This window comes from Anaplasma phagocytophilum str. Webster (assembly GCF_000964685.1).
Classification (GTDB): domain Bacteria; phylum Pseudomonadota; class Alphaproteobacteria; order Rickettsiales; family Anaplasmataceae; genus Anaplasma; species Anaplasma phagocytophilum.
On record NZ_LANS01000001.1, the window covers coordinates 482,052 to 497,306 of the forward strand.

The following is a 15,255-nucleotide window of genomic DNA, read 5'->3' on the forward strand; positions in this document are numbered from 1 at the left end:
AGTAAAATTATTTTTTGATAACTAAATAAGCTATATTCCATGAACTAACTACTGAATCTTCCCTAGAAAATAGCCTGTTATATACGCGACACACATCCATAATGCTAACTTTGCAGTCAGTACCATATTTGTGTGCAGAAGAACCCATTTTCACTAAGGAAGACAGCATGTCAAAAAAAGTTCTGTGGTGTATCTCTAACTTTTCACACTCTATATGCTCAACTTTACAACCTAGAGAAGTAATAGCATGAGTGATGTGAGACACGTCGTAATACTCAAATCTCCTATTTCTTCCGAGCAGTTTATTACAGATGCACAACTCTTCCAGAGTTCCAGTAACTGGAATACTAATGAAGATACCACGCCCTGATTTTTTTTGGACTCTGCATACGCTACGGAGGGCACCTAATAGATCTACTGCCCAATGCAGCGACATAGATAGTACTACAATATCAAAAGAGTCAGGGGCAAATGGAAGAAATTGCATATCGCAGTTGATAGTACTAATAGCCTTAACCTTTCTTGAGGCTGTGCAGCACATCTCGTGAGAAATATCAACCTGATATAGCTGGTCATCAACTCCTAATTGTTGGCCAACATAACCTGTTCCACAACCAACATCTAAAACTAGATTATTGTTCTCTATATCGCCAATAAAAGAACATATTTTCTTTGCTACTTTACTCTGTAAAGACGTGCTGTAATCATAGGTTAATGCGGCTTTGTTGAAACAAACCTTCACCCTTTTAACATATTCCTTTTCCATAGGATAAAAACACCTCTAGAAATTATCACATTGTCCCTTTATGCAAAAAATGCATAAAAAACCGTGTACTTTATTCTAGATCTTTATAGTGGTTATAACACAGGTAACTCCCTAGAGAATAATATTGCTTCCGATACCTTAAAGTCAACCGTTAGCATAGGGCTATCTTATGCAAATAAGGTCGCTAAATGAATGAATCTTTTAGCCTTTACTGCACCAACAGCGGAGATTTATCGTTTTTGGAAAGTATAAGAGGAGCAATATGGGAAGATAGGAACTACGAAAATTTTGCCCAAAATGGATACATAAAAAATGTAATAGCATTTCGAGCAATCCACATGATAGCAACAGCGGCAGGGTCAGTAAGATTGACATTGAATAAAATAACAAAAGGAGGAGTGTTTCAAATAAATAACCACCCGATATTGCAATTGCTTGCAAGGCCAAACAGCAGCATGACACGCTCAGAACTAATAGAGGGAATAATAACCTATAGGCTTATCAGTGGTAATTCATACATCTTATCCATTAAAAATAGCGAAGATGTAATTCAGGAATTACATCTTCTGCGTCCTGATAGAGTAGAAATAGCTTCTAAAAATGGTTACGTGCTTTACAAGTACTCCGTTAATGACGAAGTTCATGAATTTCACACTAACCACACTTCTCTACTTCACCATTCTCTCTTACATCTCAAAAACTTTCACCCCTTAAATGATTGGTACGGCCTTTCTCCTATCGAAGCTGCTTCTTACAGCATTCAGCAGCATAATCAGGCTGGTGCCTGGAATCAGGCGATGCTTCAAAATGGAGCTAGGCCCAGCGGAGCCTTAGTAGTAAATAACAAAGATGGTAGAAATAACTCTCTTTCCGCAGAACAATATCAGCGTCTAAAATCCCAAATTGAGACTTTCTACTCAGGACAAAAAAATTCTGGACGCCCCATTCTCCTTGAAGGCGGGCTTGAGTGGAAGGAAATGAGCCTTACGCCAAAAGACATGGACTTTATAGAATCCAAAAACATTTCCTCCCGAGAAATAGCATTGGCTTTCGGAGTTCCTCCGCAGCTAATAGGAATACCAGGCGACAACACATACAGCAATTTGTCAGAAGCGAGGTTATCGCTGTGGGAACAAACTGTTATCCCCCAGTTAGAGAGTATATTGTCCCATTTTAACTCATGGCTAGTTCCATGCTTTGGGAATAACTTGTTTCTGTCATATGACAAGGAATCAATAAGTGCTCTCACGGAAAAAAGACAGCGTTTATGGCAGTACGTTCAGAATGCCTCATTTATGACAATAAACGAAAAACGATCTGCGTTTGGATTACACCCTATAGAAGAGGGAAATACTATCCATAAGTAAAACAAACTTTTAAAAAAGCGGAAAAGTATATGTATTTAAAACAAGAAAAGAATAAAGGTACTGATGAAGGTGTATTCTGCGGCTATGCCAGCGTATTCAATAGACTAGATAACCAAAAAGATATAATAGCACCTGGTGCATTTACTGAATCTCTGAAGAGAAGAAAAGTCGCTCTTCTATGGCAGCACAATACCGTAGATCCAATAGGAAAAATTCTGAGACTTACAGAAAATTCATTCGGTCTCATGGCCACTGCGCAGTTGAATCTTGAACTGCAAAAAGCACGTGATATCTATTCCATGATAAGAAAGGGAATTATAAACTCTCTTTCCATAGGCTACAGAGTAGTAACATCAAGAAAAGATAAACGCTCTGGAATACGTATAATCACCAAAATAGACCTTTGGGAAATTAGCTTAGTAACCTTTCCAGCCAATAGGCATGCGCTAATATCTCGAATAAAGCAAGATTCCTGTAAAAAAGAGCACAACACAGCATAGATAAAAAGAACACTGCTGTCTTGACTTTACAATGTCGCAATCAGCAAGCAGTATTCCTATTCACGCCTGATAGATCAATAATAACCCTATATATGCAGCGATTATCAGCCTCTTTTATTGTAAAGACCGCACCACTTTTATGTTGGAAAACCTCATCTACAACTGGTACCCTGCCTACCATAGCGAAAATAAGCCCCCCTACAGTGTCATAATCTTCTTCAGCAGACGAGTCTCTTAACACCACTCCCAAAGTGCGCTCCAAGGTTCGAACCAAAACTCTGGCATTCACCTCAATTGTATTGTCTGAAATGTTTACAATATCAGGAATAGCAGTCTCATCGTTTTCGTATTCGATATCACCTACTATAGGTTCTATTATATCTTCCATTGTTACAAGACCATCAGTACTACCATACTCGTCAAGCACAATAGCCATGTGAACTCTAGAAGACTGCATTTTAACAAATAGGCTGACCGCCTTCATAGAATGTGGAACATAAATAACATCGCGTATAACGTCTTTCACATTAAAATCTGAACCACCCTTCATCAGAATATCTCTAATGTGAATAAACCCGACAATATTATCCAGATTGTCTTTATATACAGGGACTCTTGTATGTTGGCTTTTAAGGACACTATTAACTAAGTCACTGTCATCTATGGCAAAAGCCCTAATTTCCGACCTTTGCACCATTATTTCCTGAAGTGAGCAATCATCAAAACTTACCAAATTACCCATTATGTTGAAACAATTGAAGCCAAATATGTTTCTACGAAACACCGCATCTTTCGCAAAGTCTTTAAATCCAGGAAAGTTGTTAAAGATAAAAGAGTAGAGACGCGCTTTCCAGCGATTGAAGAAAGTCAGGTTACTTCCCTCATCTTCTTCAAAAACTCCAGCACCCATATTCTGTGCAACCGGTAAATCACTTGATCAGAACCAAGAGTATACGCAGCTAAATTTTATTTTCCATACAAAGTTACTGGATAACTGTGTGAATAAATGTGCAAACTATTAGTGAATAAAAGATATTCACACTGTCACCACATGTTATACACAGAGTTTTCACAAAAAAACATTCCTAGGATAATTTTTGTTACCGACCTATGTTGTAGTTATCAACATAATTAACAAACATTTTATACACATAAAATCCCCGAGAAAACCAGTATATTACATACTTTACTAACAAAATTATTCACAAAAAGAAAATTTATGAGTCATGTGTTTTTCAACACAGAAAAAGTTATCCACGCAATTAACAGGTATAAATTACTTATATTTATATATAATGAAGATTATTATATATAACAAAAAGACAATAACTGTGTTACGAGAGATACTGACCACCAGAAGAAGCACACAGCGCTTACCAATATGGTTCATGAGACAAGCTGGAAGGTATCTACCAGAATATCAAAAGGTTATGGCGCATGTACAAGACTTCCTAGAAGCGTGTTACACCCCAGAAATCGTTGAAGAGGTTACATTACAACCCATACAAAGATTCGACCTAGACGCAGCAATCATATTTTCAGATATTATGACTGTACCAGACGCGTTAGGATTCGAAGTAGTATTCAAAAGAGGCTATGGACCACAAATAAATGCTAAAACGAGAAGAGAAGTAACGCTAGAATGGTCACTAGAGAAGGTGTCTCCCGTCTTGGAAAGTATAAAAAGGGTGCGAAAATCTCTATCTCCTAACAAATCACTAATAGGGTTCGCAGGATCGCCTTGGACGGTAGCCACGTACATATTGGAGCAAGAAAAAAAGATAACTGACATATTCGCTCTACACCGTTCCGGAGATAATTCCGTGGCAAAACTTATCGATGAAATCGTATCTTTCACCACTGTTTACTTGAAAAAGCAGGTTGAATATGGAGTTGATATATTACAATTGTTCGACAGTAATGCTTCAGGGCTTCCTGTAGACTTGTTCGAGACATTCATTGTTGAACCAACTCAGAGAATAGTAAAAGAACTTAGAAAACACCATCCTTCAATACCTATTATAGGCTTTCCAAAAGGAGCAGGAGTTCTTTATACACATTATGCTTTAACTACAGGAATATCTGCAGTAAGCGTGGACTATAGTATCCCCTCTCAATGGATAAAGAACAATATTAGTGGAGTTGTTCAAGGAAATTTAGATCCATTTCTTTTAGCTTATGATGTAGAAGGTGCCCTTAAATGTGCCGGAGAAATCATCGCTGACTTACGCGATAAGCCACTAATCTTTAACTTAGGGCATGGCATAATACCGCCTACACCGGTCGATAACGTTTATAGATTGGTTGACTTTGTAAGAAGTTTTTAACCGCGTGTTTGCTTTATATTCACCATTAAAGCTTGACACTTTTACACCTTACTCTGTAAGTTTTGTCTACGCTCTTTGTATTATGCGCTTTTTTCGGGATGAAGAAACAACACGACCATCATATTCTGTCTAGTAGTCCTTGGCCCATATTTCTTTCTATATGTGCTTTCATCACTGCTTTTGGCCTTGTAGGTGTAATTCACAAAACTGTTACAGGATTGGTGCTTTTCTCCTGCGGTACAGCCGCAACAATTTGCGTTCTATATTGTTGGTGGAGAGATGTTGTTGTAGAAGCAATTAGAGACAAATGCTTCACTTTTATTGTAAAAAAGGGGCTTCGGATTGGGCTAAGTATGCTAATTTTATCCGAAACGATGTTCTTTTTTGCATTCTTTTGGTCTTTTTTCAAGGCTTGGCTATTTCCCGCATATCAACTAGTTGATTATTCACAAAAAGTAGCAACAGTATGGCCACCTGTAGGAATAGAGACGGTTTCTGCATGGTCCTTGCCATTTATGAATACGGTGACGTTATTACTATCAGGGTGTACCATAACTTGGTCACATCACTATCTTATGATAGACGACATAAAGTCTTCTCTGAAAATGCTTGCTTTTACTATTGGTCTTGGTCTTGTTTTCTCTACATTCCAACTTATAGAGTATTTACATGCTGGCTTTGCTTTTAGCGAAGAGGGACTGAAGGCTGTTTATTCTTCTAATTTCTATATGGCTACTGGATTCCATGGGCTTCACGTGCTTATGGGTATAGTCTTCTTGATTGTTTGTTGGATTAGGATGTTTAGAGGTCAAATGTCTTCGGACTGTCACATTGGCTTCGAATGCGCTGCCTGGTACTGGCACTTCGTTGACGTGGTCTGGTTGTTCTTATTCCTTTTCATGTACGTTATTAGTTCTTAGCATCATGCTTGTTTTTGGCCTTGATCCCGGTCTTAATTACACTGGTTGGGCTGTCGTACTCAAAGAACCGTCTGGTTCTCTTTCTCTCCTCGATACTGGTACTATTTGTACTACCTCCTGTTCTGATCTCAATGATAAGCTCTTTTGTATCTTTTCTGGCCTTTCGGCTATTATTCAGAAGTTTTCTGTATCTGTAGCTTCTATTGAAAATGTTTTTGTTAATTTAAACCCAAAGGCCTCTATGTTCCTTTGTTATGCTAGGGCTGCTTCATTGCTTGCTTGTCTTTCATCTAATGTCAAAATATTTGAGTACTCTCCTACTAAAATCAAAAAGTGTGTTTTCGGGAATGGTAGGGCTTCAAAGGAGCAGATTGCTTTTGTAGTTAGATCTTCTTTGGGTTTATCTGAAGACGCTTCTTTCAGCTCTCACGCTTCAGATGCTATTGCAGCAGCTCTATGCCATATCTTTTCAAGTGGGAATAGGTACGGCATCTGATCTATATAACTTTCTTTTCCTCTCTTTTTATAAGCCTAACAATGTTTTCTCTGTGTTTGAACAAAATCAATATACTTTGCACCGTGTATAAGAGCGCTACAACACCACTTTCTGTTAGATAACATACTATCATAGTGGCTATTATAGACACTATCGACGAGAGAGAAGCATAGCGTGTATTGTTAAATGTAAATAGCCAAGATATAAAAAACACGCACAGCATGAGTGGATTTAATGGGATAATTACTCCAATACCAGTAGCTACTCCCTTGCCGCCTTTAAACTTCAACCATATTGGGTATATATGACCCAAAACGGACAATAACCCTACTATACACAGCTCTTCTTTTGTACTTACGATATCATATTCCTTAAGCGAGTATATCAAAACTGCAGATTTTGCTATGTCTAACAGAAGCACTAATCCCGCTAGCCCTTTATTAACCCTAAAAACATTAGTAGCTCCAACATTCTTAGAACCTACTTCCCTTATATCTCTCTTTGCCATAAGCTTTGTAAGAATGTATGCAAAAGGAATCGATCCTAACAGATATGCTCCCATTAGTATTGCTATAAACACAGAGCCCCCATCACAAGCAAATTCACTAAATAGTACAAAGATGATACAATCTATATCGTGTTATTGTATACAATAGTTTGGAAAGTATACCATGTTCGAATATATTATTCAACGTGCATTAGAAGAGGACTTAGGCACCATTGGAGATATTACTACTGACTGTATTATTGGAGATCAAAGGATTAAGTTCGAGGTAAATGCTAGAGAAGAACTTATAGTTTCTGGCATGCTGTTTATTTCTGATTTGGCAAACGTTCTACACAAAGAAGATATCTCTTTTTATCCTATGGAAGTCGATGGAACTCCAGTAAAATCTGGTACCTGTTTGCTTAGAGGAGAAGGTAGTGCTTCGAAGATTTTATCTGTTGAGAGGGTTTTGCTTAACTTTATTCAACGTGCTTCAGGAATTTCCTCTTTGACTAGACAGTTTGTCGAAATCATACACGGTACCAATGCAATCATTCGCAGTACTCGAAAAACATGTCCTGGTTTGAGGAAGTTTGACCTGTATGCAGTGCATGTAGGGGGAGGAGAAAGTTTTAGGACTGGATTGTTTGATGGAGTATTGATAAAAGACAACCATATAGCAAGCTGTAGCGGTATATCTGAATGTGTTCACAAGGTTAGGGCAAAATTGGGTAACGTCGTTATTCTAGTTGAGTGTGATACTACAGAGCAAGTTGAGGAATCTATTCTAAACAACGTGGATACAGTAATGCTGGATAACATGTCTCTGGATAATATAAAAAAGTCAGTCAGCATCGTTAATTCACGTGCAAAAATAGAAGTTTCTGGTGGAATAAATCTGAACAACGTGCGACCTATTGCTGAATGCGGGGTAGACTATATATCCGTAGGCTGTATTACAAATGCAGTAAAATGCAAAGACATAGGCCTGGATGTTATAGAGCAGATATAGCTAAAAAGGATCGCAACCTTTCCTAAGAGCTTATATCCTTCCAAATTCCTTTTATCTTTTGAAAGAATCCTGAGAATTTTGGACTGCTATTCGCATTAGACTCATCTTCAAACTGCTTGAGAAGCTCTTCTTGTTTCTTTGTTAACTTTACAGGAGTCTCTACTGTCACCTGTACATACATATCTCCACGTCTTTCCCCACCTTGTATGTCAGGCATACCCTTACCACGCATACGCAGTTTATCATTACTCTGCGTCCCCTCAGGTATCTTGAGCTTCGTCCACGTTCCATCAATGGAAGGCATCTCAATTTCTCCACCTAAGGCAGCTAAAGTCATCTTAATTGGTACATTACAATACAAGTCCATTCCCCTTCTTGTAAAAAACTTGTGATCTTTTACCACAACGTAAACGTATAGATCTCCGCTTCTAGCTCCTCTATAACCAGCTTCTCCCTTACCGTTTACCCTTACTTTGTTTCCATTTTCTATTCCCCTCGGAACAGTAACTAGGATTCCAACTTCATTTCTAACTCTTCCACTTCCAGCGCAACGTTTGCACTTATTTTTTACTACCTCTCCTTCACCACTGCATGTGTGGCATAATTCTTCTATTGTAAGGAACCCTTTCCGTGTCCGTATCCTTCCAGCACCATTACATGTTCCACATTTAACAGACTTTGCAGTTCCCTCACCGCCACTACCACTACAATGGCTACACTGCACATGGGTTACATAGCTGATAGGAACCTTCACTCCCTTAAACGCATCTTCCAAGGTTACTTCAATATCGTATCTTAAATCAGAGCCACGCATATTCTCACGACTGCTCTGGCGTGAGGTTTTACCAAACCCTCCTCCGAAGAAGTCATTAAATATGTCAGAAAAATCAGTAGAGAACCCTCCGTCAAAGCCTCCAGTAAAACCCTGATTCCCACCCATACCGTTGGCAAAGGCATTGTGCCCATACCGATCATACGCTGCTCTCTTATCACTATCCGTTAGAACATCGTATGCTTCGCTAATCTTCTTAAACTTCTCCTCGGCTTCTTTATTTCCAGGATTTCTATCAGGATGGTACTCAAAAACTTTTTTTCTATAAGACTTCTTTATCTCTTCTTCACTAGCACCCCTACTTACTCCTAGTAAATCGTAATAGTCATTACTTCCCATCTTATTTTCTTCACACCATATAAAAAAGAAGCCAGTCTATATGTAGACATCAAAGTTGCGATATTCAATATCACAATTTAAGATTCCTTAGGTATTTTACTAAAATCTATAACAGAATTATACAAACTTACGACCCATAAACTCAAATTTACTCTATTCTTACGCGTCTCAATACTTCCATCATCGTGAACTCTAACCTTATCTAAAAAGTCGTTTACCACACTACTCATGTTAGCAAGACAATCCATGGCTTCCTTAAAACTATGAGCCTTAAGTACCGAGCTAATTACCCCATCGCAGTGTTTCGCCTTTCTATATAACTCTATTTCACAACTCTCAATACAAAGCTTCTCACTACACCACTTATACCATATCCTCTTTTCCTTTACAGGAACACTACTACCCTTCAATAGTACGTTTCTTATTCTCCTATAAGCGGCCAGTATGTTTTTACCATCCTCTGTTTTCAGATATTCACTCAATATAACTGCTTTTTTCTTTACCAATAATATATCATGAAACTCTCCCACAACGATATTTACGATATCTCTATCCAACCCTTCTTCCCGGAGAATTATCTTCAATCTTTCATAACAGAAATCTAATATTAAAGAAGTTATACAATCAACATCAACACTTCTGAATACTGACTTTAAATCCTTATTCTTCTTCGCATCGCAAAGATAAAAAGATACAGACTTCGATACCATCAGATCTAACGGTATCGATATACAGTTTTCCTTTATTACCCTCAGCAAAGCTATTGCAGTTCTACGTAGTGCAAAAGGATCACGAGAACCACTTATTCTCTCTGTAGCCATTAACCCCACTAAAGTGTCTACCTTATCCGCAATTGATAAAGCAATTCCTACCGGAGAAGAAGGACATCTATCCTGTTGACTACTAGGTAAATAGTGCTCTTCCAACGCATCACACACTGCACTTTCTTCACCAGCATGTTGCGCGTAATACCTCCCCATTTTTCCCTGTAATTCAGGGAACTCCTTCACCATCAGCGAAGCAAGATCAGCCTTAGAAAGCAAAGATGCTCTCTCAACTTCCAACATATGCGCCCTAGGTACCCATACTGAAGCGTATTTTGCAAGAGCAGATATTCTGTTAACTTTATCAAGTACCGAGCCCAAATCTCTCTTAAATACTATATTCGCAAGCTGCTCCCGATACCTATCCAAACCATACTGCTTATCCTTTTCTATTAAAAACATGGCATCTGAAAGCCTTGCTCTCAATACCATTTCATGAATTTTTATTACCCTTTCATTGATAACACTAGCTACAGAAGCGAATTTGACTATTCTTCCACTACTATCATAAATAGCCAAGCATCGTTGGTGTTTAGTTAGTACACATGCTACCACCTCTCTAGGTAGTGACATGAATTTTTCATCTACACTTCCTAGTAGTACCTTAGGATACTCAAGCATTCCATTGAGCTCCTCTATTATTTTATCGTGAACATCATACTTAAGAAGGGTACCAGCAATTTGCTCATCCAATTGCCTCAATATACTTCTTCTCCTTTCCTCATGGTCCAACATGACCATGTTCTCAGACAAGAATGATAAATAGCTATCCACTCCATTTATAGTATGAGGAGTCTTTGCAAACCTAATATTCCCGTAAGTTATATTATTAGCTTTACTTCCAGCTACCGTTACAGGGACTACTTCCCCACCAAGCACGCACGCGACGTTTAGAACAGGTCGCACCCATTCCCCTATACCGCACCCCCACTTCATTCTCTTATGTAGAGGAAAATTATCTACAGCATCCTGTAGTATTTCACATACCTTTTCATTGAGATTATTTACACCTACGGATTCCCGTACAGAATAATAAAACTCAACTCCACCTATATTACGTACCTCTAGCTCTCCAACTTCTGATTTTCCAACCTTTCTCAAGAATCCTGCTATAGATTCCTGAGAAGACGATACTCGCGGTCCTTTAATTTCCTTATTTTCAGTTGAATTCCCTTGTTCCAATCCTTCAGCAATGAAACATATGCGATTTGCCGAGACTAAAGTTCTAGAGTTACGACTCTCTATAGCAAACTTACTAAACCCAGAACAGATGGTATTTTTCAGATACCCCAATGCAATATCCATCATTTTAGATGGCATCTGTTCGCATAATATTTCAAAAACTAAATCAAGAGACATATCACGCTACTTTGTATAGCTTTACATAAGATTGGCAGCACATATTAGTCATTTTCCTAACTCTGAGTATGTAAGAGGCCCGTTCATTGACGCCAATAACCCCCCTAGCCTCAAGCAAGTTTAGAATATGACTAGCTTTAAGACATAAGTCATACCCAGCAATGGGTAGATCATTTTGTACCATCACGAGGCACATTTCTTCATTTTTCTCAAAGCTATGGACCAAGAAATCTGTATCATAATGTTCGAAAGAAAGAGCTGAAAATTCCCTCTCTCTATCTTTAAATATTTCCCCGTATTTAACGCCAGCACTATTCCAGACAATATCGTATACGTTATCTACCCCTTGGAGTACCATGGCAATTCTTTCAAGGCCATAAGCTATTTCTCCAGGAATGACAGAGCACTCTATTCCCCCGACTTGCTGCATATAAGTGAATTGAGTAATTTCCATACCATTACAAGAAACTTCCCACCCATAACCATATGCACCTATGCTAGGGTTTTCCCAGTCATCTTCAATGAACCGTATATCAAAGTCAGTAGTAGATATTCCTATTTTTTCCAGGCTCCGAAGATAATCATCCCGCAAGGTAGTCCTAGAAGGCTGTATTATAACTTGATACTGATGATGCTGGTACAATCTATTGGGGTTATCCCCATACCGTCCATCGCATGGACGGATAACAGGCTGTACATACGCTACCATGGTGTTCTTTCCAGAAAGAACCTCAAGAGAAGTTGCGGGGTGTAGAGTTCCTGCCCCGAGTTCTGTGGTATAAGGATGTACTATCGAGCACCCATAGTCCTCCCAGTATCTCTCCAAATTTCTTACTATGCTCTGGAAGTTCACAAGATAAGATAAAAATCATGACAACCGCCCAGATGATGCTACGAAAACAGAACTTTAACAAGATATTTTATTACTTAGTACGAAGTTCAAACCTTGAGTAGTTTTGTGTTTTTCATTGCATTTTTACTATTTTTTATTACTATCCTTCATGCGTGTACTTTATTACTTTTGGGATGTCGCCAAGCGGTAAGGCAACGGTTTTTGGTACCGTTATGCGGAGGTTCGATTCCTCCCATCCCAGCGCTTTTTTTGGGTTCTGAATTTTAGTGGTAAAATAGAGAAGTTATAAGCACATGCCGATATTCAGACTCATGATGCTTTCTTATTTTTTACTTAACTTCGATAAGATTTGTGCAAGAATATTTTATGTAGCGATTTACACCTACATAGTTTCCATTGCTCTAGTTTTGTGTCATGAGGGGGCAGCTAGCCTTGTGTATTCTAAAAATCCCCTTTATCTATATCCCAGGGTTTATCAAATACTAAAGTGGTACTATTTTAATAGGGATTTAATCACCACAGGTATGATAATCCGTGCGGTGATGATTATGTTTTGTACGCATCTTGTACAAAGTTACATATGGGGTTTGAAGTGGCGTTCATTACCTAATGTTGTTTTTCGTTACTTGTCTTCAAATATTTTTAATTCGAAAGGTGGTTTAGTTTCTAATAATACCAGAATGGTGTTTCCTGCAGAAATAGAGCATGAAAAAGACATATTTATAAAAGGAGTAGAAGAGAGTACAGAAGAGCTCATTGTTGATTTACTCAACTATCATGTTTCTGAGATTACTAGCGATGATCTGATAAATCTCAAGAAGGTTTGTGCTATAAAAATTGGATACGCAATGGAAGATATGATTAGGAATTTAGTCAAGATCAAGGCACAAACTAGTGATACAAAACCTAAGGATTAGAAGGTAGACTAAAGATTTATTATTACGGCAAATGAAGCTTTTAAAGTGAACTTCTGCTTATATGTAGACTATTGTTCAATGAAATTCCCGTTTATGTAAAACGAACCATTATATATCCTCGCAGCACCTACTGATATAGATAGCGCTATAGGTATCACTTCTATGGCATGCAAATGAATTGCAGCGCATATCCTAATGTAGGACTGCTTTTTATAGTACTATATCGCACGAATATCTAAGGGAGTATGAGAAATAGGCCCGTGAATGCTGCTCAATCTGTACGCATTGTTCATGTTTTTATACGGTATTCAATCAGGGAAAGTACTTCTTAAGATGGAGTCAATAGGCACTGACTCCGTTTTCAAAATAACGCTAGTTCTGTCTAATAATACATGCTGCATGAACGGTATGTCACCAGCAGTGTTGATATACTAGACACACTTTTCGCTATCATCTTGATGTATGCGGAATAACTATTGGTGAAGTAGATATTTTCAGCACTATGCTATGAGCAACTCTTCTTTTTATTCTTGTTTTGTCTTCAGATTTTAGAGATGCGACACTATACCTATGAGATTTTTTTCAATTAATGCATGTTACATTCTTGCATTCTATTTTGTTAATGATACCAGAATTTTGCTTTTTAATATCGTATTCTAAGATTTGTTATAGCTAATCAAACTCCTTTCATATTATGGGTTATTTCCCAGACGTTGATACTTTTTTGCCAAATGTCATATAAGTAAAAGCATTGGATTTTTATCATTATTTTGCGCTTATTTATGGATATATTTAAGTTTTTATCCACATATTGTAATTAGGTAATATGTGCTGCTATGCGACAATACATACTTTTTTCTCATTCAAAATGTAGAGTTTTAGGTATAGGAAAAGACAAAAAGAATTCAGCTTTCGTTATTTGTTAATGGTATAAAATCCATTACGTGTTTATTTGAATAAAAAGTACTCAACTTAAATATACACACCTACTTACAGATTGAGCTAATGCCCATAGCATGGCTCATAAGAATTTTTTTTAGTGTGGGCGACATTTCAACCACAGACATTGTTGCTCTTCTAGCGACTTTTAAAATCGCAGAATCATTTGAGAATATCGAATTTATTCCAGTGCACACAAATGACATAGAAACATTATCTAACAGCCTTCTGTTATCTATTTCCTGTAATATAAACCTCTGCCCTATATCCGAACCTAATTTGTGGTATTTTTCTATTATTTCTACCAAAATACCAACATCTCTTATACCTAGGTTCAATCCCTGACCAGCTACTGGATGTATTGCATGAGCTGCATCACCAATGATTATGGCTCTATTTATAAATATTTTTTTTAGGAGCGACATTGAGGTTTTATAGCAATTTATTTTGCTGTTTACCTCTATTTTGCCTAGGAAATCGCTGCATTTTTCCTGTAGTAGTTTTGTAAACTCTTCTATAGGTAGATTTTGTATTAGTTGTGCCATTTCATATTTTTCAGTCCAAACTATGGAAGAGGAATAACCTCCATACATTGGGAGAATAGCAAAAGGTCCATTTGTACAAAAATGCTCTATAGCCGTGTTTCTATGATGTTTTGAGTGGTTTATGTTACAAACTATGAATCCCTGTTCAAAAGCGTAGTTTATAGTCTTTAGAGATAAGCTATTTCTAAACCTAGAATTTTTTCCTTCGGCACACACTACAAGTTTAGTATAGATTTTTTTTCCACAGGACAGATATATTTCTGCAAATCCGTCTTTAACTGTAAATAACTTGCAGGAAGAGGATGTAATAACATCGAAATTTAGCTTTTGGTGCATGAATTTTGCGATCTCGCTTGCCTCAACCACGTACCCCATAGGTTGATCATCAACCAAGACACGATCATAATGCACAGAGGAGCAGCTATTTCCATCATAAATCATTATATGATCTATAGGAGATGATCTGATTTCATCATTCCATACAGAAAAATTTTCTAGTATTTCTTTTGAGCGTTTTGAAAAGGCGTACACCCTACCTTGATTACCATCAAGTATTGCGTCCCTTTCTTCAACTACTAACACTGATATATCTTTATGCGATAAACCTATCGCACACAAAACACCGTTTATCCCACCACCGAGAATTACAACATCGTAGTAATTAGACACTATATCAACCAATACTCAGTGCATGGTGTGCCCGAAGGGATTCGAACCCCTGACCCACAGCTTAGAAGGCTGTTGCTCTATCCAGCTGAGCTACGGACACAAC

The 15,255-nt window shown here is 37.8% G+C and carries 14 protein-coding genes and 2 tRNA genes; 8 read left to right on the forward strand and 8 right to left on the reverse strand.

Annotation, left to right across the window (positions count from 1 at the left end; translation table 11 throughout):
• Positions 1-7: 7 nt before the first annotated feature.
• On the reverse strand, positions 8-766 hold the full coding sequence (locus APHWEB_RS01970) for a methyltransferase domain-containing protein (RefSeq protein ID WP_011450188.1): 759 nt from the start codon (positions 764-766) through the stop codon (positions 8-10).
• 188 nt (positions 767-954) lie between these two features.
• On the opposite strand from APHWEB_RS01970, the gene APHWEB_RS01975 reads away from it, so the two are divergent.
• Together APHWEB_RS01975 and APHWEB_RS01980 are read left to right on the forward strand one after the other, a co-directional pair.
• On the forward strand, positions 955-2,133 hold the full coding sequence (locus tag APHWEB_RS01975) for a phage portal protein (RefSeq protein WP_011450186.1): 1,179 nt from the start codon (positions 955-957) through the stop codon (positions 2,131-2,133).
• Positions 2,134-2,162: 29 nt separating this feature from the next.
• The gene (locus APHWEB_RS01980) at positions 2,163-2,633 is read left to right on the forward strand and encodes an HK97 family phage prohead protease (protein ID WP_011450185.1); all 471 of its coding nucleotides are present in this window, start codon (positions 2,163-2,165) and stop codon (positions 2,631-2,633) included.
• A 40-nt stretch (positions 2,634-2,673) separates the two neighbouring features.
• Here the strand turns inward: APHWEB_RS01980 and APHWEB_RS01985 are convergent, their stop codons facing one another.
• Positions 2,674-3,543, reverse strand: coding sequence for a hemolysin family protein (locus tag APHWEB_RS01985; RefSeq protein ID WP_011450184.1), 870 nt, complete (start codon positions 3,541-3,543; stop codon positions 2,674-2,676).
• A gap of 385 nt (positions 3,544-3,928) precedes the next feature.
• Here APHWEB_RS01985 and hemE point away from each other — a divergent pair, with 385 nt between their 5' ends.
• From hemE to ruvC, 3 genes are all read left to right on the forward strand, one after another.
• A complete protein-coding gene (gene hemE, locus APHWEB_RS01990; protein WP_011450183.1) occupies positions 3,929-4,960 on the forward strand; it encodes a uroporphyrinogen decarboxylase in 1,032 nt (343 codons plus the stop codon).
• 98 nt (positions 4,961-5,058) lie between these two features.
• Positions 5,059-5,880: a cytochrome c oxidase subunit 3 gene (locus tag APHWEB_RS01995; protein ID WP_044108154.1), complete on the forward strand. Its 822-nt coding sequence runs from the start codon at positions 5,059-5,061 to the stop codon at positions 5,878-5,880.
• Between the two features lie 4 nt (positions 5,881-5,884).
• Positions 5,885-6,376 (forward strand): crossover junction endodeoxyribonuclease RuvC, encoded by a 492-nt coding sequence (ruvC, locus tag APHWEB_RS02000; RefSeq protein ID WP_011450181.1) that lies wholly within the window; start codon positions 5,885-5,887, stop codon positions 6,374-6,376.
• A 1-nt stretch (position 6,377) separates the two neighbouring features.
• Here the strand turns inward: ruvC and plsY are convergent, their stop codons facing one another.
• Complete coding sequence (gene plsY / locus APHWEB_RS02005) at positions 6,378-6,938, reverse strand: glycerol-3-phosphate 1-O-acyltransferase PlsY (protein ID WP_044104138.1); 561 nt, start codon at positions 6,936-6,938, stop codon at positions 6,378-6,380.
• A gap of 109 nt (positions 6,939-7,047) precedes the next feature.
• Between plsY and nadC the strand changes: the two genes are divergently transcribed.
• Entirely contained in the window at positions 7,048-7,875 is an 828-nt protein-coding gene (gene nadC / locus APHWEB_RS02010) for a carboxylating nicotinate-nucleotide diphosphorylase (RefSeq protein WP_011450179.1), read from the forward strand.
• 22 nt (positions 7,876-7,897) lie between these two features.
• Here the strand turns inward: nadC and dnaJ are convergent, their stop codons facing one another.
• The 3 genes from dnaJ to APHWEB_RS02025 all read right to left on the reverse strand — a co-directional run bounded on the left by dnaJ (position 7,898) and on the right by APHWEB_RS02025 (position 12,082).
• Positions 7,898-9,046 (reverse strand): molecular chaperone DnaJ, encoded by a 1,149-nt coding sequence (gene dnaJ / locus APHWEB_RS02015; protein ID WP_020849202.1) that lies wholly within the window; start codon positions 9,044-9,046, stop codon positions 7,898-7,900.
• 77 nt (positions 9,047-9,123) lie between these two features.
• Complete coding sequence (gene glyS, locus APHWEB_RS02020; RefSeq protein WP_011450177.1) at positions 9,124-11,229, reverse strand: glycine--tRNA ligase subunit beta; 2,106 nt, start codon at positions 11,227-11,229, stop codon at positions 9,124-9,126.
• A gap of 1 nt (position 11,230) precedes the next feature.
• Positions 11,231-12,082 carry a glycine--tRNA ligase subunit alpha gene (locus APHWEB_RS02025; protein ID WP_011450176.1) on the reverse strand — a complete coding sequence of 284 codons (852 nt, stop codon included), beginning with the start codon at positions 12,080-12,082 and terminating at the stop codon, positions 11,231-11,233.
• A gap of 169 nt (positions 12,083-12,251) precedes the next feature.
• On the opposite strand from APHWEB_RS02025, the gene APHWEB_RS02030 reads away from it, so the two are divergent.
• Both APHWEB_RS02030 and APHWEB_RS06665 read left to right on the forward strand, forming a co-directional pair.
• Positions 12,252-12,323: transfer RNA gene (locus tag APHWEB_RS02030), tRNA-Gln, on the forward strand.
• A gap of 307 nt (positions 12,324-12,630) precedes the next feature.
• Positions 12,631-12,999 carry a hypothetical protein gene (locus tag APHWEB_RS06665; protein WP_133121433.1) on the forward strand — a complete coding sequence of 123 codons (369 nt, stop codon included), beginning with the start codon at positions 12,631-12,633 and terminating at the stop codon, positions 12,997-12,999.
• A 986-nt stretch (positions 13,000-13,985) separates the two neighbouring features.
• Here the strand turns inward: APHWEB_RS06665 and APHWEB_RS02040 are convergent.
• Entirely contained in the window at positions 13,986-15,152 is a 1,167-nt protein-coding gene (locus APHWEB_RS02040) for an FAD-dependent monooxygenase (protein ID WP_021798970.1), read from the reverse strand.
• Positions 15,153-15,175: 23 nt separating this feature from the next.
• Positions 15,176-15,252 (reverse strand) — tRNA-Arg (locus APHWEB_RS02045).
• Positions 15,253-15,255: the final 3 nt, after the last annotated feature.